Consider the following 24,708-nt stretch of genomic DNA (forward strand, 5'->3'; position numbering starts at 1 on the left):
GGTCAGCCTTTTGTGCTGCCGGCGCTGATTCCGGCGATGATGTGCCGCTGGAAGACCAGGAACATCAGGACCATGGGGATGCTCGCGATGACCATGGCCCCGATCAGCACCGTCAGCGGAACGTTCTGCGAGAGCTGCACCAGTGCCACGCTGATCGGCTGCTTCTCGGTGTCGGAGAACACCATCAGCGGCCAGAGGAAGTCCTGCCACACGGCGACCAGCGCGAAGATCGACACGACGCCGAGGACGGGCCGTGACAGGGGCAGGACGATGGACCACAGGGTGCGGAGCCTGCCCGCCCCGTCGATCTCGGCGGCTTCCAGGACATCGCGCGGGATCTGGTCGAAGAACCGTTTGAGCAGATAGAGGTTGAAGGCGTTCGCGACGGCCGGCAGCCAGATGGCCAGCGGGTCGTTCAGCAGGTTGACGTGGATCAGCGGCATGTCCGCGATGGTGAGGTACTTCGGTACGACGAGGGCCTGCACCGGGACCATGAGGGTGGCGAGGATGCCGCCGAGGATGATGTTGCCGAAGGCCGGCCGGAGTTTGGACAGGGCGTAGGCGGCGGCCGTGCAGAAGACGATCTGCAGTATCCAGGCGCCGGTCGCCTGGACGACCGTGTTCCACAGGTGGGTCGGCAGCCGCATCAGGTCCCAGGCGTCGGTGTAGCCGCTCGTCCGCCACTGCTCGGGGACCAGGGTGGGCGGGGTGCGCACCACTTCCTCGGGCGGCTTCATCGCGCCCGTGACCATCCAGTAGACGGGGAAGAGGAACGCGAACGCGAAGAGCAGGACGACGAGGGCGAACACCGACCAGTAGGCGGCCTTGCCGCGTCTTCCGGCGAGCGCCAGCGGCGAGACGACGGTCCGTGTCGACCGCTCGGCCGGGGCGTCGCCGGACTTCCCGGCGCGGACGGCGGGCGGTTTCTGTGCCGGGGGCGGAGCTGTCCGGGTCATGGCGGGCGACGCTCCTCTCAGTCGGTGCGGGTGAGTCGCAGATACAGGGCGGAGAAGGCGCTGAGCACCAGCAGGAGCATCACGCTGAGGGCGGAGGCGCCGCCGAAGTCGTTGTAGAGGAAGGCGTACTTGTAGATCAGGTAGAGCACGGTGACGGTGGAGTTCTCCGGTCCGCCGCCGGTGATGACGAAGGGTTCGGTGAACACCTGCATCGTCGCGATGACCTGGAGGAGCATCAGCATCAGGATGATGAAGCGGGTCTGCGGGATCGTGACGTGCCGGACGCGCTGCCACACGGACGCGCCGTCCAGCTCGGCGGCCTCGTACAGCTCGCCGGGGATGCCCTGGAGGGCGGCGAGGTAGATGAGGACGGTGCCGCCCATGTTGGCCCAGGTGGCGACGATGACGAGCGAGACGAGCGCGGTGTCGGCGCCGTTGGTCCAGTTCGACGTCGGCAGGTGGAGGAAGCCGAGCACCTCGTTGGCCAGGCCCGCGCCCGGATCGTAGAACCACTTCCACAGCAGGGCGCTGACCACCGGCGGGATCATCACGGGGAGGTAGACGACGACCCGGAAGAAGGCTTTGGCGTGCCGCAGTTCGTTGAGGACGAGGGCCATGAGGAACGGGATGGCGAAGCCGATGACCAGGGCGAGCACGGTGAAGGTGAGCGTGTTGCGCCAGGCGGCGGCGAACTCCGGGTCCTGGAAGACCCGGGTGAAGTTCGCGGTGCCGACCCATTCGGGGTCGGAGCCGGGGGTGTACTTCTGGAACGCGATGATCACCGACCGGACGGCCGGGTACCAGGAGAACAGGATGAAGCAGAGCAGGCCGCCGATCAGGAACCCGTAGGCGGTGGCCTGGTCGGCGATCTTCCTGCGCAGCGGGCCCAGCGGCCCGCGGCCCGCCGGACGCGCGTCCCCCGGGGGAGGCGGCGTGCCGGCGGACCGAGGTACCGCTTGCGCTGCGGGCTGGGACGTGGTCTTCATGGCTCTCTCAGCCCCGGGCCAGGATTCCGTCGATCTTGGACTGGGCGTCCTTCAGCAGGGCGTCAATGTCGGCGTCCTTCTTCGTCAGGACCGCCGAGACGGCGCCGTCGAGGACCGCGTAGATCTGCTGGCCGTGCTTGGGCTCCAGCTTCATGTCGAGCTGCTGGCCGCCGTCGATGAAGGCCTGGTAGTTGGCGACCGGGACGTTGGCGGACGCCTTCTTCAGCTCCTGGTCCTTGGCGTCGGTGGCGCCGGTGAACAGGCGCGGCTCGGGCAGGCCGACCGGGGACTTGTCCTCGGCGGCGCGGGCGTAGTTGTTCATGTAGCCCTGGCCCGGGGTGAGGAAGGTCCACTCCAGCCACGCGAGGCCGGCCCTGATCTGCTCCGGGGTGGCCTTCTTGTTGAACATGTAGCCGTCGCCGCCCATGAGGGTGCCCTTGCCGCCGGGCATCGGGGCGAAGGCGAGGTCCTCGTACTTGCCGCCGGCCTCCTTGACGATGCGCGGGACGTTGTCGGGGGCGGCGAGGTACATGCCGAGCTTGCCGGAGCCCATCATCTGGAGGGTGTCGTTGATGATGAGGAGCTGCTTGGCGCCCATGGAGTCGTCGCGCCAGCGCATGTCCTTGAGGTTCTGCAGGACGGCCTTGCCCTCGGGGGTGTCGACCGTGGCCTTCTTGCCGTCCTCGCTGACGACCGCGCCGCCCTGGGAGTAGATCGAGGCGGTGAAGTGCCAGCCGCCCTGGTTCTGCGCGCTGTACTCGGCGAAGCCGACGGTGCCGTCGCCGAGGGCGGCGATCTTCTTGGCCGCGGCCCGGACCTCTTCCCAGGTGGCCGGCGGCTTGTTCGGGTCGAGTCCGGCCTTGGTGAAGAGCGGCTTGCTGTACAGCAGGCCCATGGAGTAGTTCGTGCGCGGGATGCCGTAGATCTTGCCGTCGACGGTGTACGCGTCGCGCAGGGGCTGGGCTATGTCCTTGTACGCCTTGAGGTCCTTGACGTACTCGGTGATGTCCGCGGCCTGGTTGATGGAGACGACGCGCTCGGTGTCGGTGAAGTACGTGTAGAAGACGTCTTCCATCTGGCCGCCGGCCAGCTTCGCGTCGAAGGTCTTGGGGTCCTGGCACGGGAAGGCGTCGTGCGCGGTGACGTCGATGTCGGGGTTCTGCTTCTCGAACGTCCTGACGTCCTCGTCGAACCGCTGGTGGTCGATCTTCGCACTCGGCTGGGGCCAGCAGTTGACCGTGATGTGCGTCTTGCCGTCGGCGGCGCTGTCGCCCTCGGCGTCGCAGGCGGCCAGGCCGGTGATGGTCAGGGCGGTGGCGACGGCGGTGACGCAGGTACGGCGAAGAACAGAACTTCTCATCGGTGGACCCCTCTAGGGCAGGAGTGCGGGAAGCCCACAGCCCCGAGCTGTGCGGCGAGCCACACTCAACCACCGTCGACGAATGTCCGCAAGATGTCACGTTGATTTCGTAAATCTTTGACAGACCTTGCCCGGTACGGGCCCCGACGGCTGACGAAACCGTGGAGAACCAGGGGGTCGGACACCGTACGAGAGCTCACCCGGGAGCCATGGGTGCCGCGGGCGCCGCGGCGGACCGGGACACGGCCGGGCCGCCGCGCACGCGGAAGCGGCCGTGGCGGCAGGGGCCGTGAGGATGGGGTGCCGCGGCATGCGTCGCCGGGCGGCGTTCCGTGAGGTGCACGCTGCCCGCAAGCGCGGGCAGCGGCGACAGGAGGGTGGGGTCACCACGGGAAACCTGCGGGAAAACGCCCGGGCGGGCGGGGGCCCGGCCGGTGACGCCCACGGCGCCGCCTTTGCGGCCCACCGCCCCTCGGCGGCCGGCTGGGAGCGCTCTCCACGCGGCTGCGTGGACCGCTCACCGAAGCGCGGCCGCCGGGCGGTCGCGGCGGGCGACCGGGGAGCCGCGGTGGCATCGGGCGTGATGTCGGACGCCCGGCCTACCGCGGCCTCACCTGTTCCACTGACGACGGTTCTTCAGCAAACCATCGCGTCACGAACGCAAGAATATGGCAATAGTTGCAGGACGTTTATCGTCCCGTGATGGACATGTCCGCCCGGAGGCGGCTGCGACCGGGGTTCGGGCCCACGGCCCGGGCCCCCCTAGCGGGCCGCGGCGGCCGTGCGCACCGTGCCGAAGTCGATGGCCCGGTCGGCCTCGCGCAGGACCTCCTCGGCCACTCTGCGTACTTCGGCGGGCACGTCGCCGTGCTCCTCCACGAGGCCGGCGTAGATCGGTGCTTCGATGCTGTCTGCGGAACTCATACGGTTTTTCCCCGTCGGTCTGGTGCGAAAAGCCCCTGCCGGTCGGCGGAGGCGGGGGCGAGTGTACGTGGTGGGCGGCGGCGGTCGCGATTCCATTCCGGCGCGCGGACCCCGCCGCACCTGCTGGAACAGCGCCCCACCCCGCTCTCGGCGGGTGCGGGCGGCGGCTCCGTCACCGGCTGCGCCGGCCCGTGCCGAGGTGCTGCACGGGAAAGCCCGCACGGGCGGCGAGCGCGGTCAGCTCGTCGGCACGGGCCGCCCGCAGGCCCACCACCGGATAGCAGTCGGACTCGATGTCGAGGACGGCCAGCGCCGCACCGATCTCCCGGTAGCGGCGGCCGCAGGCGTGCAGGAACTTCTCGGTCGGCAGGAGCATCTCCTCGGCCTCGAACAGCACCCACGGATCCACGGAAGGCCTCGATTCCAGCTTCCGCAGCTGGTCCCGGACCTCCTGCGCGTCCTCCTTCCAGTCGAACTCCGCGAGCAGTCCGTGCGCGTCGAGCGCGTCGATGAGCGCGATCCAGGCGAGGTCGTCCACCGGCTCGTCGATCCCCCGATCCGCCAGGCGGCCCCCGAAGGCGCTCACGTAGGCGTGCGGGCTGTCGTGGGCACGCAGCACCTCCTCGGCCACGGCGGGGTGGGCCGGGGCGAGCAGCGAGGCGATCTCGGCCAGGGAGGCGCGAATCGCGTCGGCGTCGTGCGGGTCGGACATGTCGTGCTCTCCTCGCAGGAAGGGGACCGGGCCGGGGGCCGGGGTGCGGGTGGGACGGACCCTCTTCAGGAGTCCGCCGATCGGGTCGCGTCCGCAGATCAGGTCGTGTCCGCCGAGCTCCGTCGCCGGGCCTCGGGCAGGGGCCGGTGGCCCTCGGTCCACTCGTTGACCCAGCCGCAGCCCGAACAGGCGTACCGGCCGTCGAGGCCCGCGATCAGGGTGCCGCAGCGCGCGCACCCGATGTAGGTGATCTCCGGGTGCTCCATGGCCGCCTGGTCCGGGGAGCGCCGCTCCGGGCGCGGTGAGGCCGTCATCGTCGGGCGTCCGTTCCCGCGGCGTCCAGCAGGATCCGGGCGAGCTCGCCCGGCTGGGAGAACATCGGCCAGTGGCCGGTGTCCATCGTGACCAGCCGCCACCGCTCGCTCGTCAGCAGCTCGGACACCTCGGGGCTCGGCTCGGGCCAGTCGAGCAGGCACTTGACGTACGTCGCGGGCAGCAGGCCCAGGGGGCGGGTCAGCACTGCGGGTTCGGTGAGGGTGGCGCCGGGGTGGGGGGTCGAGCCGCCGAGGAACCGGGCGAGCTGTTCCTCGCCGAGACCCTGGTCCGCGCAGTCGGCGGCGGCCGGCGGCGGCCAGAAGCCCCCGTTGGCGGCGATGGCGGCCTCCACGCCGTCCCGGCCGTCCGGCCAGCCGGAGACGAAGGACGCGCCGTCGGCCGGGACGTTGGAGTCGACGAACACGACGCGGGCGAGCCGGTCGCCGATCCGCTCGGCCGCCTGCCCGACCGGGATGCCCGCGTAGCTGTGGCCGACCAGCACCACGTCGCGCAGGCCGAGGCGCTCGACCTCGTCGACGATGTCCTGGACATGGGTCTGCTGCCCCGCCGTCGCTTCCTGCTTGTCGGCGAGGCCCGACAGGGTCAGCGGGTGCACCCCGTGACCGGCCGCGCGCAGGACGGGCTCCACATCGCGCCACGCCCACGAGCCGAGCCAGGCCCCTGCCACCAGTACGAATTGCGTCATGTCAGCAACGTAGCGCAGGGGTACGACAGAGCCTCCCGGCCGCCGTCCCGTCGGCCTTGAGGTGGATCGCTATCTTCATCTCCTCAGCACCGGAACGGGGCGGCGGGCGCTCTGCTCGCCCTCGCCCGGCCGCCGACCGAAGGAGAACAGCTGTGCTTTCCCCCGCCACCGACCGGACCGTGGGCGTCCTGCTGCCGCGCGACCTGCCCGCCGACCGGATCCTGCCGTACGCGCGACGGGCCGAGGAGCTGGGGTTCGGCGCCCTGTGGGTGGTCGAGGACCTCGGATTCCGCGGGGGCATCGCCCAGGCTGCCGCCGTGCTGGCGTCCACCGACCGCATCCGGGTCGGCATCGGACTGCTGCCCGCCGGGGCCCGCAACGTGGCGTTCGCGGCGCTGGAGATCGCGTCCCTGGCCCAGCTCTTCCCCGGCCGCGTCGACGTCGCCGTGGGGCACGGCATGCCCCACTGGATGCGCAGCGTCGGCCAGTGGCCCAGGAGCCCGCTCACGCTCCTCCGCGAGTACGTCGACGCCCTGCGGGCCCTGCTGCGCGGCGAACTCACGCAGCGGCGCGGGCAGTACGTGCACCTCGACGGCGTACAGCTCGACCCCAGCGCACTGCCCGACGTCGTGCCCGACATCCTGGCGGGCGTCCGGGGTCCCAAGTCCCTGGCGCTCTCCGGCGAGGTGGCCGACGGAACGGTCCTCGCGGAGCCGGTCGCCCCCGAGTACGCGCGGGCGGCGCTCGGGCACATCGCCGCCGGCCGCCCCCACCGTCTGGTCGCGTACAACATCGCGGCCGTCGACGCCGATCCGCTCACCGCGCTGGCCGCCGCCCGCCCCGGTCTGGAGTGGATCGGCGAGTCCGACTGGCACGCGCACATCGCCCCGCTCCCGTTCGCCGACGAGCTGGCCGCGCTGCGGTCCGGGTGCGCGAGCCGCGAGGAGTTCGCCCGGCGCCTGCCCGACGACTGGGTCGCCCGACTCGCCGTGGCCGGGTCCCCGGAGGAGGCCCGTGCCCGTCTCGACGGGCTGCGGGCGGCGGGCGTCACCGACATCGTGCTCGCCCCGGTCGGCCCCGACCCGGTGGGGGCCCTGGAGTCACTGGCCACGGTTCTCGGCGCCTGAGGACGTAGGCACGCCATCCCCTTTCGGCGTATGCCACTTGCCGAACGAACAGGATGCATTGTCGGCCGTTTCTGACTGCTTTTCGCTATGAACGGAGGCGGTGGGTCACGGCGAGGCAGGATGTCCCCGTGATGGGCAACCTCCCCGTCGTGACGACCAGCTTCGTCGGACGCGACAACGAACTGGTCAGCGTCGAACGGGCACTTCGAGATCATCGGCTGGTCACGCTCACCGGCCCCGGCGGGGTCGGCAAGAGCCGGCTGGCCCTGCGCACCGCCGAGCGTGCCCGGGACGACTACGCCGACGGCGTCTGGTGGGCCGACCTTTCCCATCTGCACGACGAGCAACTGCTCGCCACGACGGTCTGCGACGGCGTCGGGCTCCTGGACCACAGCCCCCGTCGGCCCGTGGCCGCGCTCGGTGAATGGCTGTCCGGCCGACGCCTGCTCCTCGTTCTCGACTGCTGCGAGCGGATCGTCGGCCCCTGCGGGCAGCTCGTCGCCGAACTGCTCGCCTCGGCCCCGGGGCTGACGGTCCTGACCACCAGCAGGGAACCGTTGGGCACGGCGGACGAGAAGTGCGTCGAGGTGCCCCCGCTCTCCGCGGGCGACGACGGTGACGAGGCGGTCCGGCTCTTCCACGAGCGCGCGGCCGCCGTCGCCCCGGGCCTCTCGCTCGACGACCCCGGGAGCGCCGCCGCCGTCGCCGAGATCTGCCGTCGGCTCGACGGCATACCGCTCGCCCTCGAACTGGCCTGCGCCCAGCTCCGCGAGAACAGTGCGCAAGAGATCACCGGGCGGCTGGCCTCCCGGATGGAGGAGCTCACCGACGACACCCTCTGGCCCCGCCGGCACCGTGCCCTGCGCACCACGATCGGCTGGAGCCACGAGCTCTGCGCACCGCTGGAGCGGCTGCTGTGGGCACGGCTCTCCGTCTTCCGCGGCGTCATCACGGCTCCGGACGCGGAGGCGGTGTGCGCGGGCGGGCCGCTGGACGCCGGGGCCGTCGCCCCCGCCCTGGAACGCCTGGCCGACCAGTCCGTGCTCCGCCGCACCGGGGACGGCTACCGGATGCTGGACACGCTCCGCGAGTACGGGGCGATGTGGCTGGCGGAGCTGGCGGAGGACGCGCTCCTCACGGACCGGCACGCCCGGCACTTCGCCCATGTCGCCGTCCAGGCGTACGCGGGCTGGCTCGGGCCGTCGCAGGTCCTCTGGTACCACCGGATCGCCGACACCCACGCGGACCTGTGCGCGGCCCTGGACCACCTGCTGGCCGAGGACCCGGAGATGGCGATGGAGATGGCCGGGTGCGCCGGTCTCTTCTGGAGCTGCTGCGGCCATCTGCACCAGGCCCGTTCGTATCTGGAACGGGTGCTCGCCCTGCCGCTCTCCGCCGGTCCCCACCGCACCCGGGCACTGTGGGCCCTGGGCATCACGCTGACCCTGCAGGGCGAGCACGAGGCGGCCCGCCGCATCGGCGAGGAGTGCCGGCACGCGGCACAGCGCGACGGGGCCCCGGAGGCCGCGCTGCTCGCGGCCCACTCCATGAGCTTCACGTATCTGATGATGGGCCGGCCGCTCACCGCGTACGCCGTCAGCGACCGCGCGCTGAGCCAGCACGAGGGCGACCCCGCCGACGCGCCCTCGCAGCTGCGCTGCCGGGTGATACGCCTGTTCGCCCTGTCCGCGCTCGGCCGGCTCGACGAGGCGTACGAGGAGGCCATGCGGCTCCAGCGGATCAGCCTGCGGTTCGGCGAGCACTGGGCGCGGGCCTACGCCGATCACCAACTCGCCCTCATCCACCTGCTCCAGGGCCGTCCCCGTCATGCCGAGAGCCACGCGCGCGCGATGCTCGCGAGCAAGCACGAGCTCCATGACAGCCTCGGCATAGCGCTCGGCCTCGATCTGCTCGCCGGGTCCATCGCCGCGCAGGGGAACGGGGTGGCCGCGGCCCGTGCCTCCGGTACCGGACACACCTACTGGCGCATGATCGGCCACCCGCACCGGGGCACCCCGGAGCTCGGGGCGATCCGCGAGCAGTGGGAACTCCGGGCCCGGCAGGCCGCGGGCGACTCGGCGTACGAGCGGGCCTACCGGCGCGCCTCGGCCGACGACGCCGAACGCGGCCTGGCCCACGCGCTGGAGCGTGGACATCCCGGATAACCGGAGCCGCCCGGACGCCGGGCCGCGGCTGCGGCTGCCGCACGCCGGGCGCCGGACACCCCGACGAGACACCACTTAGCATCCCCGTATGACGTCCATCAGCCGGCTCCGTCCCGACCATGCCGAGGCCCTGCTCGCCTTCGAGCGGGAGAACCGGGCCTACTTCGCCGCGTCCATTCCCGACCGGGGCGACGACTACTTCGCCGCCTTCGCCGAACGCCACCGTGCACTGCTCGCCGATCAGGACGCCGGGCTGCTCCACTTTCACGTCATCGAGGACGACGACGGCGGAGTCCTGGGCCGGATCAACCTCGTCGAGGTGCGGGAGGGTTCGGCCGAACTGGGCTACCGGATAGCGGAGAAGGCCGCGGGGCGCGGACTGGCCACCTGGGCGGTCCAGCAGGTCTGCGTCCTGGCGGTCCGGGAGTACGGGCTCGTCGCGCTGCGCGCGGAGACAACGCTGGACAACACGGGATCGCGCGCGGTGCTGGCGCGCTCCGGGTTCGAGCCGCTGGAGGACGTCATGTTCGGCGACCGCCCCGGGCGACGGTACGTCCTGGATCTGAGCGGGGGCGCTCCCCCGGCCCACTGAGCGCCGTCGCCGAAGGAAACGGGGGCCCGGGGCGGTCGGGCGGTGCGTGGCCCGGCGCCGACGGTGTGGCGGTGATCGGCCGGATGGTCCACCTCGCGGGCAAACCCCGTACAGCCGCCCGATGCTGGGGCTCGTGGGAGCGGACCCCACCGCTCCGCCCGACGCCCACCGCCTTCAGGAGGCCCCCGTGCCCGTACGTTCTCATCCTGACGCCCCGCTCCCCCGCCGTCGGCCCCGGCGGCGAAGAGCTGTCGTCGCGGCCCTGGCGGCCGCATCGCTCGCCGGGCTGATGACTGGCCCGGCCCACGCGGGCGGGGACGGGGGCGACAGCCGGCACGGGCCGGTCGACCCCGCGCTGCGGCAGAAGCTCCAGGCGCTCGTGGACACCCCGGGAGGGCCGCCCGGCGCCATCGCCGTCCTCACGGCGGGCGGCCGGAGCGAGGTGTACCGGGCGGGTACGTCGCAGCTCGGCACCGGGCGTCCGCCCAGGACCAGCGACCACATGCGGATCGCCAGCACGGCGAAGGCCTTCAGCGGCTCGGTCGCCCTGCAGCTGGCCGAGCGGGGCGCGCTCGGCCTGGACGACACCCTCGGCCGGCGGCTGCCCCGGCTCCCCGCCGCCTGGCACCGGGTGACGCTCCGCCAGCTCCTGAACCACACCAGCGGGCTGCCCGACTACACCGAGGCCCCGACCTTCATCGCCGAGCTGACGGCCGACCCGCGTCGGCGCTTCGACTCGCGGCGGCTGCTGGACTACGTCGCCGGGGACCCGCTGCGGTTCGAGCCGGGCTCCACGTACCACTACTCCAACTCGGACAACATCGCCGTGGCGCTGATGGCCGAGGCCGTTACGGGGCAGCGGTACGAGAAGCTCCTCGCCGAGCTCGTGTACCGGCCGCTCGGCCTGCGCGACACCAGCCTCCCGCAGGGCTACCGACTCCCCGAGCCCTATCTGCACGGGTACGCGGTGGACCCGCCGAACGCGCCGGAGGACGTCAGCACGGTGCTCGGCGCGTCGGGCGTGTGGGCGTCGGGCGGCATCGTCTCCACACCCCGGGACCTGGGGGCCTTCATCCGTGGCTACGCCGGGGGGCTGGGCCTCGGGCCCGAGGTCCGACGGCAGCAGCTGTCCTTCGTGGCGGGCAGCTCCGAACCGGCCGGCCCGGGCCGCAACAGGGCCGGTCTCGGCGTCTTCTCCTACGCGACGCGCTGCGGCACCGTGTACGGCCACACCGGCAACTTCCCGGGCTACACGCAGTTGGCCGCGGGGACCAAGGACGGCAAGCGGTCGCTGACCGTCTCCCTCACCTCCCAGGTGAACAGCGCGACGAACCCCCGGCTGCTGGCGACCCTGCGCGAGCTGCAGGAGGACTTCGTCTGCCGGCTGCTCGACCGCCGGAAGCCGGGCGGCGCGTACTAGGGCGTGTTTCGAACGTTCCGCCTGCTCGGGGCGGAGGGCGCTGCTTTCGGAACACGCTCCGGACGACCGGAAGGGGTACGCCGGGCATCCGGCGTACCCCTTCGCGGGTCGGGCGGGGCGGCGGTCAGTCGTTGTCGGTCTCCTCGCGGACGATGGTGTCGTTCTTGGCGTCCACGTCGAAGGTCGTCTTCTTCCAGTCCGAGCCGACCACGTCGACCTGCCAGATGACGCCGTCGCCCTCGTTGTCGTCGAGGCCGACGGAGGTGACCGTCCCCTTCTTCTTCTCGGTGGCGACCTTGGCCGCCTGCTGCGGGGTCTGGGTGGCCTGGGCGAGCAGGTCGGCCGTCTGCTTCTTGTCGTCCGCGTCCTGATCCGCGTCGACACGGGCCTCGATCACCTTGCCGTCGACCGCGTTGATCCGGACGGTGTGGATGGTGCCGTCCTTCTCCGCGACCTCCGCGGCCCAGACCGGGCCGTCGGCGCCCGGACTCGCGCTCGGGCTGGACGTGCCGGTTCCGGTCGGGCTCGCGGATCCGGTCGGGCTGGCCGAGCCCGTGGGGCTGCCGGATCCCGTCGGGCTGGGGCTCTGGTCCTTGTCGTCGTCGTCCACACCCTCCAGGTCCAGGTCGACCAGCTTGCCCCCGGCCACCTCGCCGGTGGCGGTGGTGGCGGCGTCGTCGAAGGTGACCTTCGTGGCGTCGAGCACCTTCTTGCGCTCCTGCTGGTCCTCGGTCAGCTGGGCACTGGCGGAGGGCGACGTCGTCTGCTTCTGCGGGACGACCTTCGCGGCCTCGGAGGTGGCCGCGCTCGTCGCGCTGTCCGAGCTCTGACCGCATCCGGTCATGAGAACGGCCGTTGCGGCGGCCATGCCGAGGGCGCCGACCGTCTTGAGGGTGCGGGAACGGGAAGAGGAACTGTTCATTCGTCGAGGCTCAAGTCTCATGCACGCATGCCTAGCCCTCCGGACCATCGGTCATGTTGTCCTACCGGGGAGTCACCCGATCGACCGGACGGGTCCGCCCGTTGGCCGTCGCTCCCCGGGCGGTGGACGCCGGGGTGCGAAACAATGGCGGCAGGGCCGTATTCTCCGCGCCCGGCCCGGAGGCCGTCATGGATCACATGGTGCACACCGAGCGTTACGAGCTCATCTTCCAGATGTCCGGCGCCGCGGACGACGTGGTCCGCGTCCGGCTCACCGACCGGCTGGGGGCCGGCGGATTCCCGGTGTACGAGGACGAGACGGGGATCGTGCGCGCCGAGATCAGCGACCGGGGCGAGGTCCGCATGCTCGCCAGCGGCGGCCACCAGGTCCCCGGCGCTCCTCTGCTGGCCCGTCCCCTGAGCAAGGACGCACCCGGAACGCCGTGACCGGACCAGCAGGGCGGGGCGCCCCGTGCACGGGGCGCCCCGCCCTGCTGCGCACCCACGTCCGCACGCGAGCCCACCCTTCCGTTCATGCCTGCTCTTCGCCCGATTGTGTTTACATTCCCGCACCCCGGACGTAACCTGAGCGCGAAACCACAGACTCGGGCATGAAACGGAAACGAAACCACATGTACGCACCGGAGCGTCAGCAGGAGATCCTCCGCATCGCCCAGGAGAGCGGCCGGGTCGACGTGCTGTCCCTGGCCGAGGAGTTCCAGGTGACGGCCGAGACCGTCCGGCGCGATCTCAAGGCCCTGGACCGGGCGGGGCTGCTGCGCCGGGTGCACGGTGGGGCGATCCCCGTCGGGCGGCTCGACTTCGAGCCCGACCTCGCCGAACGCGACGCCGTCGCCGCCGACGAGAAGGACCGCATCGCGCAGGCCGCCCTCGCCGAACTGCCCGCCGACGGCAATGTGATCGTGGACGCCGGTACGACGACCGCGCGGCTCGCCGCCGCCGTACCGGTCGACGCGGCGCTGACCGTGGTGACGCACGCCCTGCCGGTGGCCGCGCGTCTCGCCGACCACCCCGGCATCGCCCTGCATCTGGTGGGCGGCCGGGTCCGGCACCGCACCCGCGCGGCGGTCGACGCCTGGGCACTGGGTTCGTACGCCGAGATCAACGCCGACGTGGTCTTCCTCGCCACCAACGGCTTCTCCCCCGACAGCGGCCTGACCACGCCCGACCTCGCCGAGGCCGCCGTGAAACGGGCCGTGATCAGGGCGGCCCGCCGGGTCGTTCTGCTCGCCGACTCCGGCAAGTTCGGGCAGGAGCACTTCGCCCGCTTCGGCGATCTCACCGATGTGGATCTGCTCATCACCGACACGGGCCTCAGCCCCGACGACGCCCGCTCCATCGAGAGCCGGGGCACGGAAGTAGTACGCGCATGATCCTCACCGTCACCCCCAACCCCAGCCTGGACCGGACCTACGAGCTGCCCGGTCTGACCCGCGGCACCGTGCTGCGTGCCACGGCGGACCGCGTCGATCCGGGCGGCAAAGGTGTCAACGTCTCCCGCGCGGTCGCGGCGGCCGGGCACCGCACCGTCGCGGTCGCCCCGATGGGCGGCCCGGAGGGCGCCCTGCTCACCCGGCTCCTCGGCGACCTGGGCATCGAGGCCGCCGGCGTGCCGATCGCCGGGAACACCCGGATCAACGTCACCCTCGTCGAACCCGACGGCACCCTCACCAAGGTCAACGCGGCGGGACCCGAGCTGAGTCCGGCCGAGGCGGAGGACGTCCTGGAGGCGGTGCGGGTCCACTCGTCCGACGCCGACTGGATCGCCTGCTGCGGGAGTCTGCCGCGCGGACTGCCGCCGCAGTGGTACGCGGAGCTGGTCGAGCGGAGCCACCGGGCCGGCGCGCGGATCGCGCTGGACACCTCCGGAGCGGCGCTGACCGCCGCCCTGGACCGTGGACCCGACGTGATCAAGCCCAATGCGCAGGAGCTCGCCGAGGCCGTCGGCCGGCCGCTCGCCACGGTGGGCGACGCGCTGAAGGCCGCCGAGGAGCTGCGTGGGCGCGGCGCCCGGTCGGTGCTGGCGAGTCTGGGCGCCGACGGGCAGTTGCTGGTCGAGGCGTCGGGCGCGTACTTCGCCACCGCTCCGGTGACCGCCGTGCGCAGCAATGTCGGCGCCGGGGACGCCTCCCTGGCCGGTTTCCTGGCGGCGGGCGGGCAGGGCCCGGAAGCGCTCGCCTCGGCCGTCGCCCACGGCGCCGCGGCCGTGCAGCTGGCCGGAAGCCTCATGCCCACCCCGGCCGACCTCGATCTGCCGTCGGTCGTGACGACCTCCGACGTGCCGCTGGACCGCGCGCTGGCGGAGCCCGCCCCATGACCCCCGTACCACCGTCACCTCCGCGACTCCCGTACGGACCCCACCCGTACGGGCCCGCCGCCCCGTCCCCCCGAGCCGCCGCACGGCGGTCCCCGAGCAAGGAGCACCGCGATGAGTGAGCTGATCACCGCGGAACTGGTCGACCTCGATCTGTCCGCCACAACGAAGGACGCAGCCGCGAGGTCGCTCGCCGAGCGGATGGTGGCCGCGCACCGCGTCACCGATCTCGACGGTTTCCTGGCCGACGTCGCCGCCCGCGAGGCGCAGATGCCGACCGGCCTCGACGGCGGCATCGGCATCCCGCACTGCCGCAGCGAGCATGTGAGCGCCCCGACGCTGGCCTTCGGGCGCAGCGGGGCGGGCATCGACTTCGGGGCGGCCGACGGTCCGGCCGACCTGGTCTTCCTCATCGCGGCCCCGGCCGGGGCCGACGACGACCACCTCACCATCCTGTCGGGCCTGGCCCGCAGGCTGATGGAACCGGAGTTCACCGCCGCCCTGCGCGCCGGAACGGATCCGCGGGCGGTGGCGGCGCTGATCCGGGGCGAGGAGGCTCCGGAGGAGCCCGAGCGGGAGAAGGTGGAGACGGGGAAGCAGGAGCAGGCGGAGACCGGGACGGAAGCCACTGGAGGCACCGGGGCCGCCGAGAGCGTCCCCTTCCGCATCGTCGCCGTCACCTCCTGCCCCACCGGCATCGCCCACACCTACATGGCGGCCGAGTCCCTGGCCGCGGCGGGCCGCGCCGAGGGGGTCGAGGTGACCGTGGAGACCCAGGGTTCGGCCGGCTTCAAGAAGCTGGACCCCGCCGTCGTCGCGGCGGCGGACGCCGTGATCTGGGCACATGACGTGGAAGTCCGGGAGAAGGCCCGCTTCCGCGGCAAGCCGCTGGTCGACGTCGGGGTCAAGGCGGGCATCAACCGGCCCGCCGAGCTGATCGCCGAGGCCCGCCGCAGGGCGGAACGCGGAGAGATCGCCACCGCAAGCGATTCCGACAAGGCATCCGGCTCCGGGGACGGGGACGGGTACGGCAACGGATCCGGTGCGGATCACGCGCACTTCGGCGTCCGGCTCCGTACGTATCTGATGTCCGGCGTGAGCTACATGGTGCCGTTCGTCGCGGCGGGCGGGCTTCTGATCGCCCTGTCGTTCGCCATCGGCGGTTACGAGATAGCGAGCGCCAAGTCGGTCGCCGACCACTTCGTCTGGGGTGAGGCGGACAGCTGGGCCGCGCTGCTCAACCAGATCGGCTCGGCCGCCTTCGGGTTCCTGGTGCCGGTGCTGGCCGGGTACATCGCGTACGGGATGGCGGACCGGCCGGCGCTGGTGCCCGGTTTCGTCGGCGGGGCCATCGCGCTCACGGTGAACGCCGGGTTCCTCGGAGGTCTGGTCGCCGGTCTGCTGGCCGGTGCGGTGGTGATGGCCGTCCAACGGGTCCCGGTCCACGCGACCCTGCGCGGCATCATGCCGGTCCTGGTGATCCCCCTGATCGCGTCGGCGGTCGTGGGGTTCCTGATGTTCATCGTGGTCGGCAAGCCGATCGCCTCGCTGCAGAACGCGCTCACGGACTGGCTGAACGGTCTGTCGGGCTCCAACGCGGTGATCCTCGGCGTCGTCCTCGGGCTGATGATGTGCTTCGACATGGGCGGCCCGCTGAACAAGGTGGCGTACGCCTTCGCGGTCGGCGGACTCGCCGACCCAACGCCGGGCAGCCTCAAGGTAATGGCCGCGGTCATGGCGGCCGGGATGGTGCCGCCACTGGCGATGGCGCTCGCCACCACCGTACGCAGGAGGCTGTTCACGAAGACCGAGCGCGAGAACGGCCGGGCGGCCTGGGTGCTGGGCGCCTCGTTCATCACGGAGGGCGCGATCCCGTTCGCCGCCGCCGATCCGCTGCGCGTCATTCCGTCGGTGATGGCGGGCGGCGCGGTCACCGGCGCCCTGTCGATGGCCTTCGGCGCGACCCTGCGCGCTCCGCACGGCGGCGTCTTCGTCGTCCCGCTGATCGGCGAGCCGTTCCTCTACCTGCTCGCCATCGCCGCCGGGACGCTGGTGGCGACCGCGCTCGTCGTCCTGCTCAAGGGCGCCCGCAGGACGGCGCCGGAGGCGGCCGGGGACGCCGGAGCCGACGGCTCCCGGGTCACCGTCGCCGCCTGAACCCCGCACACGCCTCTTCCCGCACATCCCTTCCCAAGGAGTGATCCATGCACCAGCAGACCGTCGCCATAGCCTCCCGCAGCGGACTCCACGCCCGTCCGGCGTCGCTGTTCGTCAAGGCCGCCGCCCGTCAGCCGGTCAAGGTGACCATCGCCCGTGAGGGCCGCGACCCGGTCGATGCCCGCAGCATGCTCGCGGTGCTGGCCCTGGCCGCCCCGCACGGGGAGAACGTGGTGCTCAGCGCCGAGGGCGACGGGGCGCGGGCGGCGGTCGAGGAGCTGGCCGAGCTGCTCGCGCAGGATCTCGACGCCACCTGATCTCCGGCCGACCGCCGCGAGTACGTGCCACCGCGAATGCCGGGTCGTTAGATTGGGACACGTGATCGAGACGTGGAACGCCGCCGACCCGGCCGTCCTGGCCCTCCCCTCCGGACGGCTCGTACGCGGCAGGGGACTGCGCAATCCCCTGCCGGCAGGCCCCGAACCGGACTTCGCCGTATACCTCCTCGGGCGCACCCCGCCCCCGGTCGCCTGGGAGTCGCGGTGGCTGCGGTGGCCGGACTTCCGGCTCCCGGCGGACCGTGCGGCGGCGCGGGACCTCCTCGATGAGGTGTGGGAGCGGGCCGCCGGGACGCGGGTCGAGGTGGCCTGCGGCGGTGGGATGGGCCGCACCGGTACGGCGCTGGCCTGCCTGGCCGTCCTGGACGGGGTCCCCGCCGACGAGGCGGTGGCGTTCGTGCGCGGCGGCTACCACCCGCGGGCGGTGGAGACGCCCTGGCAGCGCCGCTACGTTCGGAACTTCGCGCGCTAGCGAGCGGCGGGGCCACGGGGCTTGTCGGGCACGTCGTCGAAGGTGCCCGGCACCGGCAGGGTGCTCCAGCGGCCGACCGGCCAGGCGATGACGACGGCCCTGCCGACGACCTCGTCGACGGGGACCATGCCCTGGTTCGGGTCGTCCTGGTGGTAGCGGGAGTCCGCGGAGGCCTGGCGGTGGTCCCCCATCACCCAGATCTTGCCGTCGGGCACGGTGACCTTGAACCGGCCGCCTTCCTCGTCGTTGCTGCAGGGGGTGTTGCCGGGGAAGACGTACGGCTCGTCCAGGGCGGTGCCGTTGACCTTCACCGGCCCGTCGCCCTCGCACTCCACGGTGTCGCCTCCGACGCCGATGACCCGCTTGATGAGGTCCTTCTCCTCGGCGGAGGGCATCACGCCGACGAAGCTCAGCACCTTCTGCACGGTGTTGGGCGGGTCCACGGGCACATTGGCGAGCCAGTCCGCCGGGTCGTGGAAGACGATCACCTCACCGCGCTCCGGCTCCGACCCGAACCAGGGGGTCAGCTTGTCGACGAGGACCCGGTCGCCCTGCTGAAGGGTGTTCTGCATCGAGTCCGAGGGGATGGAGAAGGCCTGCACCAGAAACGTCTTGATGAGCAGGGCCAGCACCAGGGCGATACCGATGAGGAGCGGCAGCTCCACCCAGAACGGCCGGTTCTTCCGCGTCCTCGACCGCCGTGTGCCCGCACGCCCCATTGCACCGCTCCTCGCCCCGTGTACCGCCCGCCCGTCCCTGGGGGAACGGATCCGGTGATCCACTCTATGGGGCGTGGTGAGCGGTGAGGGACGTCAGGCGGGTCCCGCGCCGACCGGAGGGACGGTCGCGCCCTCGCCGGCGCGGACGGCTTCGACCACGCTCTGGTGGAAGGTGCGGCTCTCCTCCTCGGAGGGGCACGGCACGGGGCTGCCGGTGAGGGTGAACCAGTCCGACGACCCGCTGTACTGCACGGCCACCGACGCCTGACCGTCGGACCAGGTCGTATGCACCGTGAGGTCGCCGCTCAGGATGCCCGCTTCTTCGGTGCGCACCCCGCCGGTTCCCGCGAAGACACCGCTGGTCGTCCAAGATGCCCAGCTCATGACGGTCACCTTTCGGACGATGGCAAGCCTGTCCAGCCGACTTCTTCCGAGTATGGCACCGCCGATGGGACTACGCACGGGTGTGCGCGGGGCCCGTCTGGCCACTGGTCCTCAGCCGCGTTCCAGCATCCCTCGGACGAAGGCGGCCTGGCCCGCGTGCTGGAGGTCCTCCGCGATGACGCTGATCAGCCGGACCCCGAGCGTCACCGGGGGCGACCAGCCCTGGTCGACGATCCGGTCGAGGGCGTGGCCCTCCAGTCCCGCGACGAAGTCCAGGGTCCGCTGGTGCACGGCATCGAAGTAGCCGAGGAGGGGTTCGGCGGAGTCCACGCGGACGGCGGCGACCTCGGCGGAGCTGTGCCCGTAGCCGGTCGCCGTCGCATCGAACGGCAGCCCGAAGCGGTCCGCCCAGCCTTCGGTGAGCCAGATCTGTCCGGTTCCGGCGGCGTCGGCGATGTGGTCGTCCTGGACGCGGGTGAGATGCCAGATCAGCCAGGAGATGGAGTTCGCCCCCGCGTCGACGCGGGCGTTGAGGTCGTCGGGGGTGAGTCCCTCGACCGCCGCGTGGACCGTTTCCCCGACCCGGTCGAACGCTTCGGCCAGCATGCCTGCGGTGTTCATCCGTCCACCTTCGCCCGGGGACCCGCGGCTCCCGGGTGCGACACACCGCCGGTCCGCCGGTGTGTCGCCGTACGATCTGCTCATGGTCCGCAGCAGCGCGCAGAACGTCGATCAGTACCTCGCCGAGGCCCCGGAGGCCCGCCGGGCGGCGCTCACGGCGCTGCGCGCGCTGTGCCGGGAGGAGCTGACCGGGTTCCGCGAGGTGATGGCGTACGGCATGCCCGCCTACGAGCGGGACGGGACGGGCGAGATCGCCTTCGCCGACCAGAAGCAGTACATCTCGTTCTACCTGATGCGCACGGACGTCCGCGACGCGTTCACGGACCGGCTGGCCGCCCACGACATGGGCAAGGGCTGCCTGCGCTTCCGCAGCCCGCAGAAGATCGACTTCACGCTCGTCCGCGACCTGCTGCGGGCGACGGCGGCGACCCGCGGTACGGCCTGCTGACGCGGGGGCGTCGCGGGCCGGGCGTCCCTCAGCGCAGGCCGCGCAGCCATGCGGTGAGCAGGCGGTTGACCTCGTCGGGGCGTTCCTGCTGGATCCAGTGGCCGCAGCCTTCGAGGACATGGGCGGCGGACAGGCCGGGGAGGGTCCGCGGGTAGGCGTCGATGGCGTCGGACATCCAGGTGGTGGACGCGTCCAGGGCGCCGCCGATGAAGATCGAGGGCTGGGTGACGGGTGCTCCGTCCCAGGCGGCGAGGTCCTCCCAGTCCCGGTCGACGTTGCGATAGCGGTTGAGCGCGCCGGTGAGGCCGGTGCGTTCGAACTCCTCGCTGTAGACGTCGAGGTCCCGCTCGTCGAGCCAGCCGGGGAGCCGGCCGGCGGGGAACCGGTCGGCCATGCGCGCGCCCGGCGGTACGAAGAAGAGGCCGGGGTGGTCCGCGGGTGCGTGGGTGTCGCCGGAGAGGCCGGTGTAGAAGCCGGCGAGCCAGCCGCGGACGTCCGGTTCGATCTCCGCCTCGGCGCGGCCGGGGGTCTGGAAGTAGCTGACGTAGAACTCCTCCTCGCCTCCGATGCCCGCGAAGCCGTCGGTGGGGCGGGGGCCTCCCCTGGGTGCGTACGGGACGCTCAGCAGCCCGACCGCCGTGAAGACGTCCGGGCGGAGCAGGGCGCTGTTCGCGGCGATGGGCGAGCCCCAGTCGTGTCCGACGACCGTGGCGGTCTCCTCGCCCAGGGCGTGGACGACGGCGGTGTTGTCGGCGACGTGGGCGAGCATGCGGTAGGCGTCGGTGGCGGCGGGTGCGGAGGAGCGACCGTAGCCGCGTACGTCGATGGCGACGGCCCGGTGTCCGGCGGCGGCGAGGGCCGGGAGCTGGTGGCGCCAGGAGTACCAGGACTCGGGGAAGCCGTGGACGAGGAGCACGAGGGGGCCCGTGCCCTGTTCGACGCAGTGGATGCGGCCGCCGGGGACGTCGACCGTCCGGTGCGTCGCGCCGGGCAGCAGGGTGGAGGGGCGGGTGGCGCGGTCCTCGGACGGCGTGGGTACGGGGGTGGGCTCCGGCATGGCTCCTCCTCGGGCGCCCCGTGCGGGCGGGGCGGTCGTGACGTTTCTGCGGGCGGCCGGGCCGGGTGGCCCGGCCGCCCGTTCACGATCATTCGGCCGGTGTGTCCGCCCGGACAAGGATATTTGCCGATCCGGCAAAACATCGGTGCGGGCAGGGTTCAGACGAGCAGGCGCAGCAGGTGGGCGCAGGCGGCGGCCTCGTCCGGGTGGCGGGCGAGGACTTCACGGGTGCCGCGCTCGAACGCCCCGGTCTCCCAGCCGCCGTGCCCGCCCCGCCGGACGAAGAGGAAGTCCGGCGGGGTGGGAACGGGCTCGTGGACGCCCTCGATCCAGTAGTAGCCGCCGGGGATCCGTGCCTCGACGAGTGCGGCGTGCAATGCCCGGCGGTCCATGGCGGGTTACGCGCCCGCGGGCGTCAGGTAGGCGTTGTCCAGCAGCCACTTCACATTGAGCCGCTGCCCCGCGCCCGGGTCGAGGAACACGGCGTCGAGCTTGATCTGCTGGCCGCCGCCGGGCTGCTCGAACCACGGGGCGATGCCGCCCTGCCAGACCCAGAACGGCTTGGCGACCTTGTAGACGCGGTAGTCGCAAGGGGTGGCCGCGTCCCGGGTGTTCAGGTTCTGCGGAGGCAGGGCGCGCTCGGCGTAGGCGTCGCCGGCCGGGGCGAGGTAGCCGCCGTACTCCGAGCCGAAGCGGTCCAGGCGCTGGCCGGTGCGGAGCTTCACGGGCTCCTTGTCGATCTCGCCGTTCACCTCGGCGAAGCCGTCGTTGGGCGGGTACTTCCAGCTGCCGGTGTCCGCGGGCCCTTCCCAGTACTTCTTCAGGAAGTCGTTCGGCGTGAGGTCGCCGGTGCGCTGCCAGCCCTTCAGGAGCGGTCCGACCGGGGCGAGCCGCTTGTTCGGCAGCCACTTGGGGCCGAGACGGGCGTCGCCGCGGAACTCTCCGGTGCAGGGTTCGTGGCGCTCGGCGGCGGGCGCGGGCCGGGCGGGCCCCGGTGCGGCGCTCGCCGCCGGGGCGGAGATCAGTCCGGCGGTGATGCCGAGCGCGGCGAGTACGGTACGCATGCGGTTCATTCAGGAGTCCCCTCGAGCACTGATGATCAATCAGGACAGCTGACGTAGGGTAACCGCTCGACTACCCGAGGCTTCCGCGCCATGCCGTTTTCCGGCCACCGCGAACAGCGGCACGCCCCGGCCGCGACGATGCGCGACCGGGGCGTGCTGGACGGAGGGGTGTGGGGCCCGACCGACGGGGCTGCTAGCCGACGTTGACGTCGATGCAGGCGTAGAAGGCGTTCGAGGTGTCCGCGATGTTCCAGACGGCGAGCACCTTCTGCCGGCCGGTCTTGTTGCCGAAGTCGACCTGGTGGGTCACGGTCGCGCCGGGCTGCGCGCCGCCGTCGTCGAATTCGGCGATCTTCTCGCCGCCCACGAAGTACTGCCAGGTGCTGGTCGAGTGGCGTGCGGTGAGCTTCCACTCGAACTGCTGGGACCGGTTCACCGGGGTGACCGACCAGCCCTTGGAGTCGTCGTCCAGCTCGGCGAAGCCGCTGTTTCCGCCACTGCAGCTGGTGAGCCCCTTGGGGCCCTCGACGCTCTGCGGTTCGTACTTGATCGCACCGCAGCTGACCGTGCCGGCAGCACACTGCGCCTGCCTGCTGGGCGGGTTGGAGATGTAGCCGTGGGCACTGGCGGAGCTCGCCGGAAGGCTCAGGGCGAGGACCGGGGCGAGCATGGCGCCGACGGCGAGTGCGGTCTTCCTTTTCGTCTGCATGCTTCTCCTTCACATGAGACCGCACCGCGCGGTGGCGGGCCGTGGGGGGCCCGGCTTCGACGGCGAGGCCTCGCGAGTGTGGGGCCAAGAGGCGCGAAGGGCTGCAAGTCCCTTGCCGGACAAGCCTGATGGCAGGTGTCCGGAAAGGCCTTGCACTTGGACTAGACCATACCGACCGACGCGTTCACGTCAAGGGTGGTGCGCGGGGGCGGCCCGCCCCTCCGAGGCGCGCGGGCGGCCACGCGCAGCCCGCGCGGCCGCCCCGATGACGCGATCACCCCTGGTCGTCGCCGTAGCGGACCGTGACGCGCTCGAAGCCGAGGGAGCCGAGCAGCCCCTTCAGCATGTCGGCGGTGTTCTTCTCCGCGCGGGCGGTCAGCTCGCTCTTCTTCGCCGCTTCCGAGATGTGCTGGACGGCGAGCTTGTTGACCGCCTGCTCACTGCCGGGATTGTCGGAGAAGAGGTCGCCCACCCGGTCGAGGAGACCGCGCTGCTTGGACACCGCGTAGGAGCGGTCGGGGTCGAGGGCCGGTTTGCCCAGCACGGCGTGCGGCAGCCGGAGTTCGGCGGTGGTGCGGTCCTCGTTCACCACGACGCCGCTCCCGGTGACCTTGCCCAGGTCGACCGAGGCGCCGACCGTGCCCGCCCCGACGAACAGGGTGCGGGTGCCGCGCAGGGCGTCGGGGACGAATTTCGCGTCCTTCTCCAGGTCGACGACGACCTGGAAGTCGCCCGAGGCGGCCTCGTACGCGCTCATGTCCCGGACCGACTTGAGCACGGCGGGGCCCGACCGGTCGTGGGTCTCCTCACCGAAGAGGTCGCCGAGTCCGGGCAGCAGGCTGAGCCTGCTGCCCGCGAACAGCAGGACCAGGACGGCCGCGGCGAGGCCGAGGACCTTCGGCCACGCCCGGGAGGTGCGTGCGTCGCGCTTTCCGTCGCCGTGCGGCGTGGGCTCTGTGGTTACGTCGCTGGACGTCATGTTCTGCGTGTGACCCGCGTCCGGTGCTTTCAGTCCGCCTCCCACCACATCTCGTACAAACTCCCTGACGAAATAGGCCTGTTCCGGTACGGCCGGGCAGACGCGAGGGCGCTTTCCCGGCGTCCGGTCCGCTCAGCGCGGCGCGGTCTCCACCCGCACGCGATCGCTCTCCCCGTCGGAGAGGAACGAGGCGAGCTCCCTCCCCTGGTCGGCCACGGCGTCGCGGTCGGCCCGGGAGAAGGCGCGCAGGGGTTCCACCGTGACGACCTCGTCGGTGACACGCCAGGTGGCCGCCACACGGCCGTCGACCAGCACGACACGCTCGCCCGCGACCGAGAGGCCGCGGTGGGCGTCGTCGATGATCCGGCCGCGGTCCTGATAGCCGAGGATCGCGTTGTCGAAGGCCGGCAGGAACCGCACCGGGGCGGGAGTGTCCGGATCGGGGCGCGGCGCGTCGGGCAGGTCGAGCAGCTCCCGCCCCCGCTCGTCACGGAAGCGGACCAGCTCGTCGCGTACGGCGGCGACCGCGCCGGGCAGTCCGGCCAGCCCGGACCAGGCGCGCAGGTCGGCCGTGGCGGCGGGTCCGTGGGCGGCCAGGTAGCGCCGGACCAGTGCCTGGCCGACCGGGTCGGCGCCGTCGGGGGCGGGCGGGTCGACCGGGCGGCCCAGCCAGGAGGAGAGGGCGACATTGCGCACCCCGCCCTTCGCCCGCCACAGCCCCCGGGGCGGCGCCTGCGCCATCGGGACGAGAGCGGCGACCACCATCTCGCCCAGGGGGCGGGGCCCCGGACCGGGCCAGCGCCCGGCGAGCGCCCGCACGATCTCCGCCGCGGTACGGGGTTCGCCGTCGGCCATCAACTCCCGGGCATCCGCGGCAAGTGCGTCGAGGTCGACCCCTTTCAGCTCGTCGCGGTAGACCCCGAGCACCCGTTGGCGCAGCATCGCGTCGTGGCGGGCCCGCCAGGCGAGGACGTCGTCGGCGGTGACGAGGTGGACCGTGCGTCGCATCAGATGGGTGCGCACCACGCTCCGCCGGTTCAGCAGGTCCGAGAGGACCGCAGGATCGAAGGCGGCCAGCCGGGACCAGAGCCCGACGAAGGGCTCCTGCGGTTCCTGCGCCTGGAGTCCGCAGAGGTGGGCCACGGCGTCCACGACCGGCAGATCGGCCCGGTCGAGCAGCAACTGGCGGCCCAGCATGGCGCGGTTGAGCGCCCGGTTGTCGAGGACGGTCACCGTGTGGT

General features: G+C 72.2%; 28 protein-coding genes. 11 read left to right on the forward strand and 17 right to left on the reverse strand.

Annotated features, from left to right (window positions below; translation table 11 throughout):
- Positions 1–2: 2 nt before the first annotated feature.
- The 7 genes from IE272_RS26610 to IE272_RS26640 form a co-directional block, all read right to left on the reverse strand.
- Positions 3–956, reverse strand: a complete 954-nt coding sequence (locus IE272_RS26610; protein ID WP_179890690.1) for a carbohydrate ABC transporter permease — start codon at positions 954–956, stop codon at positions 3–5.
- A 17-nt stretch (positions 957–973) separates the two neighbouring features.
- Complete coding sequence (locus IE272_RS26615; protein WP_073960545.1) at positions 974–1,942, reverse strand: carbohydrate ABC transporter permease; 969 nt, start codon at positions 1,940–1,942, stop codon at positions 974–976.
- Positions 1,943–1,949: 7 nt separating this feature from the next.
- A complete protein-coding gene (locus IE272_RS26620; protein ID WP_050361649.1) occupies positions 1,950–3,302 on the reverse strand; it encodes an ABC transporter substrate-binding protein in 1,353 nt (450 codons plus the stop codon).
- Between the two features lie 762 nt (positions 3,303–4,064).
- Entirely contained in the window at positions 4,065–4,226 is a 162-nt protein-coding gene (locus IE272_RS26625) for a hypothetical protein (RefSeq protein ID WP_169808522.1), read from the reverse strand.
- A 172-nt stretch (positions 4,227–4,398) separates the two neighbouring features.
- Entirely contained in the window at positions 4,399–4,938 is a 540-nt protein-coding gene (locus IE272_RS26630) for a DUF6630 family protein (RefSeq protein WP_190008338.1), read from the reverse strand.
- Between the two features lie 98 nt (positions 4,939–5,036).
- On the reverse strand, positions 5,037–5,252 hold the full coding sequence (locus IE272_RS26635) for a hypothetical protein (RefSeq protein ID WP_050361647.1): 216 nt from the start codon (positions 5,250–5,252) through the stop codon (positions 5,037–5,039).
- On the reverse strand, positions 5,249–5,959 hold the full coding sequence (locus tag IE272_RS26640) for an alpha/beta fold hydrolase (protein ID WP_190008340.1): 711 nt from the start codon (positions 5,957–5,959) through the stop codon (positions 5,249–5,251). Before IE272_RS26640 ends, IE272_RS26635 begins: the two co-directional genes overlap by 4 nt.
- A gap of 152 nt (positions 5,960–6,111) precedes the next feature.
- Here IE272_RS26640 and IE272_RS26645 point away from each other — a divergent pair, with 152 nt between their 5' ends.
- The 4 genes from IE272_RS26645 to IE272_RS26660 all read left to right on the forward strand — a co-directional run bounded on the left by IE272_RS26645 (position 6,112) and on the right by IE272_RS26660 (position 11,263).
- Positions 6,112–7,086 (forward strand): LLM class flavin-dependent oxidoreductase, encoded by a 975-nt coding sequence (locus IE272_RS26645; RefSeq protein WP_190008342.1) that lies wholly within the window; start codon positions 6,112–6,114, stop codon positions 7,084–7,086.
- A 131-nt stretch (positions 7,087–7,217) separates the two neighbouring features.
- Positions 7,218–9,251 carry an ATP-binding protein gene (locus tag IE272_RS26650; RefSeq protein WP_190008344.1) on the forward strand — a complete coding sequence of 678 codons (2,034 nt, stop codon included), beginning with the start codon at positions 7,218–7,220 and terminating at the stop codon, positions 9,249–9,251.
- An 88-nt stretch (positions 9,252–9,339) separates the two neighbouring features.
- A complete protein-coding gene (locus tag IE272_RS26655; protein WP_190008346.1) occupies positions 9,340–9,843 on the forward strand; it encodes a GNAT family N-acetyltransferase in 504 nt (167 codons plus the stop codon).
- 121 nt (positions 9,844–9,964) lie between these two features.
- Positions 9,965–11,263, forward strand: a complete 1,299-nt coding sequence (locus tag IE272_RS26660) for a serine hydrolase domain-containing protein (protein ID WP_056708095.1) — start codon at positions 9,965–9,967, stop codon at positions 11,261–11,263.
- A 124-nt stretch (positions 11,264–11,387) separates the two neighbouring features.
- Here IE272_RS26660 and IE272_RS26665 read toward each other — a convergent pair whose 3' ends face one another.
- On the reverse strand, positions 11,388–12,185 hold the full coding sequence (locus IE272_RS26665) for a PepSY domain-containing protein (RefSeq protein WP_079044125.1): 798 nt from the start codon (positions 12,183–12,185) through the stop codon (positions 11,388–11,390).
- Between the two features lie 197 nt (positions 12,186–12,382).
- On the opposite strand from IE272_RS26665, the gene IE272_RS26670 reads away from it, so the two are divergent.
- The 6 genes from IE272_RS26670 to IE272_RS26695 all read left to right on the forward strand — a co-directional run bounded on the left by IE272_RS26670 (position 12,383) and on the right by IE272_RS26695 (position 17,486).
- A complete protein-coding gene (locus IE272_RS26670) occupies positions 12,383–12,631 on the forward strand; it encodes a DUF6296 family protein (RefSeq protein ID WP_057668036.1) in 249 nt (82 codons plus the stop codon).
- Between the two features lie 185 nt (positions 12,632–12,816).
- Complete coding sequence (locus tag IE272_RS26675; RefSeq protein ID WP_050361640.1) at positions 12,817–13,578, forward strand: DeoR/GlpR family DNA-binding transcription regulator; 762 nt, start codon at positions 12,817–12,819, stop codon at positions 13,576–13,578.
- A complete protein-coding gene (pfkB, locus tag IE272_RS26680; protein ID WP_050361639.1) occupies positions 13,575–14,522 on the forward strand; it encodes a 1-phosphofructokinase in 948 nt (315 codons plus the stop codon). The genes IE272_RS26675 and pfkB overlap by 4 nt, the downstream gene beginning before the upstream one ends.
- 111 nt (positions 14,523–14,633) lie before the next feature.
- Entirely contained in the window at positions 14,634–16,676 is a 2,043-nt protein-coding gene (locus IE272_RS26685) for a PTS fructose transporter subunit IIABC (RefSeq protein ID WP_190008348.1), read from the forward strand.
- Between the two features lie 47 nt (positions 16,677–16,723).
- Positions 16,724–16,993, forward strand: coding sequence for an HPr family phosphocarrier protein (locus IE272_RS26690; RefSeq protein WP_047174978.1), 270 nt, complete (start codon positions 16,724–16,726; stop codon positions 16,991–16,993).
- A gap of 61 nt (positions 16,994–17,054) precedes the next feature.
- Positions 17,055–17,486, forward strand: a complete 432-nt coding sequence (locus IE272_RS26695; protein ID WP_050361637.1) for a protein-tyrosine phosphatase family protein — start codon at positions 17,055–17,057, stop codon at positions 17,484–17,486.
- Here the strand turns inward: IE272_RS26695 and lepB are convergent.
- The 3 genes from lepB to IE272_RS26710 form a co-directional block, all read right to left on the reverse strand.
- Positions 17,483–18,205, reverse strand: a complete 723-nt coding sequence (gene lepB / locus IE272_RS26700) for a signal peptidase I (protein ID WP_050361636.1) — start codon at positions 18,203–18,205, stop codon at positions 17,483–17,485. The genes IE272_RS26695 and lepB overlap by 4 nt on opposite strands.
- A gap of 93 nt (positions 18,206–18,298) precedes the next feature.
- Positions 18,299–18,589, reverse strand: a complete 291-nt coding sequence (locus IE272_RS26705; protein WP_050361635.1) for a hypothetical protein — start codon at positions 18,587–18,589, stop codon at positions 18,299–18,301.
- A gap of 111 nt (positions 18,590–18,700) precedes the next feature.
- Entirely contained in the window at positions 18,701–19,210 is a 510-nt protein-coding gene (locus IE272_RS26710) for a mycothiol transferase (protein ID WP_050361634.1), read from the reverse strand.
- An 82-nt stretch (positions 19,211–19,292) separates the two neighbouring features.
- Between IE272_RS26710 and IE272_RS26715 the strand changes: the two genes are divergently transcribed.
- Positions 19,293–19,658, forward strand: coding sequence for a DUF1801 domain-containing protein (locus tag IE272_RS26715; RefSeq protein ID WP_007458423.1), 366 nt, complete (start codon positions 19,293–19,295; stop codon positions 19,656–19,658).
- Positions 19,659–19,686: 28 nt separating this feature from the next.
- Here the strand turns inward: IE272_RS26715 and IE272_RS26720 are convergent, their stop codons facing one another.
- The 6 genes from IE272_RS26720 to IE272_RS26745 all read right to left on the reverse strand — a co-directional run bounded on the left by IE272_RS26720 (position 19,687) and on the right by IE272_RS26745 (position 24,700).
- On the reverse strand, positions 19,687–20,715 hold the full coding sequence (locus tag IE272_RS26720; RefSeq protein ID WP_057660827.1) for an alpha/beta fold hydrolase: 1,029 nt from the start codon (positions 20,713–20,715) through the stop codon (positions 19,687–19,689).
- A 158-nt stretch (positions 20,716–20,873) separates the two neighbouring features.
- Entirely contained in the window at positions 20,874–21,107 is a 234-nt protein-coding gene (locus tag IE272_RS26725) for a hypothetical protein (RefSeq protein WP_190008351.1), read from the reverse strand.
- Positions 21,108–21,113: 6 nt separating this feature from the next.
- Complete coding sequence (locus tag IE272_RS26730; RefSeq protein WP_056708076.1) at positions 21,114–21,788, reverse strand: TNT domain-containing protein; 675 nt, start codon at positions 21,786–21,788, stop codon at positions 21,114–21,116.
- A gap of 184 nt (positions 21,789–21,972) precedes the next feature.
- Positions 21,973–22,488: a lytic polysaccharide monooxygenase auxiliary activity family 9 protein gene (locus IE272_RS26735; RefSeq protein WP_050361632.1), complete on the reverse strand. Its 516-nt coding sequence runs from the start codon at positions 22,486–22,488 to the stop codon at positions 21,973–21,975.
- A 274-nt stretch (positions 22,489–22,762) separates the two neighbouring features.
- Positions 22,763–23,467 (reverse strand): DUF4230 domain-containing protein, encoded by a 705-nt coding sequence (locus IE272_RS26740; RefSeq protein ID WP_057668039.1) that lies wholly within the window; start codon positions 23,465–23,467, stop codon positions 22,763–22,765.
- 132 nt (positions 23,468–23,599) lie between these two features.
- The gene (locus tag IE272_RS26745; RefSeq protein ID WP_098891496.1) at positions 23,600–24,700 is read right to left on the reverse strand and encodes a winged helix DNA-binding domain-containing protein; all 1,101 of its coding nucleotides are present in this window, start codon (positions 24,698–24,700) and stop codon (positions 23,600–23,602) included.
- Positions 24,701–24,708 lie beyond the last annotated feature (8 nt).

It is taken from the genome of Streptomyces anulatus (assembly GCF_014650675.1).
GTDB classification, from domain to species: domain Bacteria; phylum Actinomycetota; class Actinomycetes; order Streptomycetales; family Streptomycetaceae; genus Streptomyces; species Streptomyces anulatus.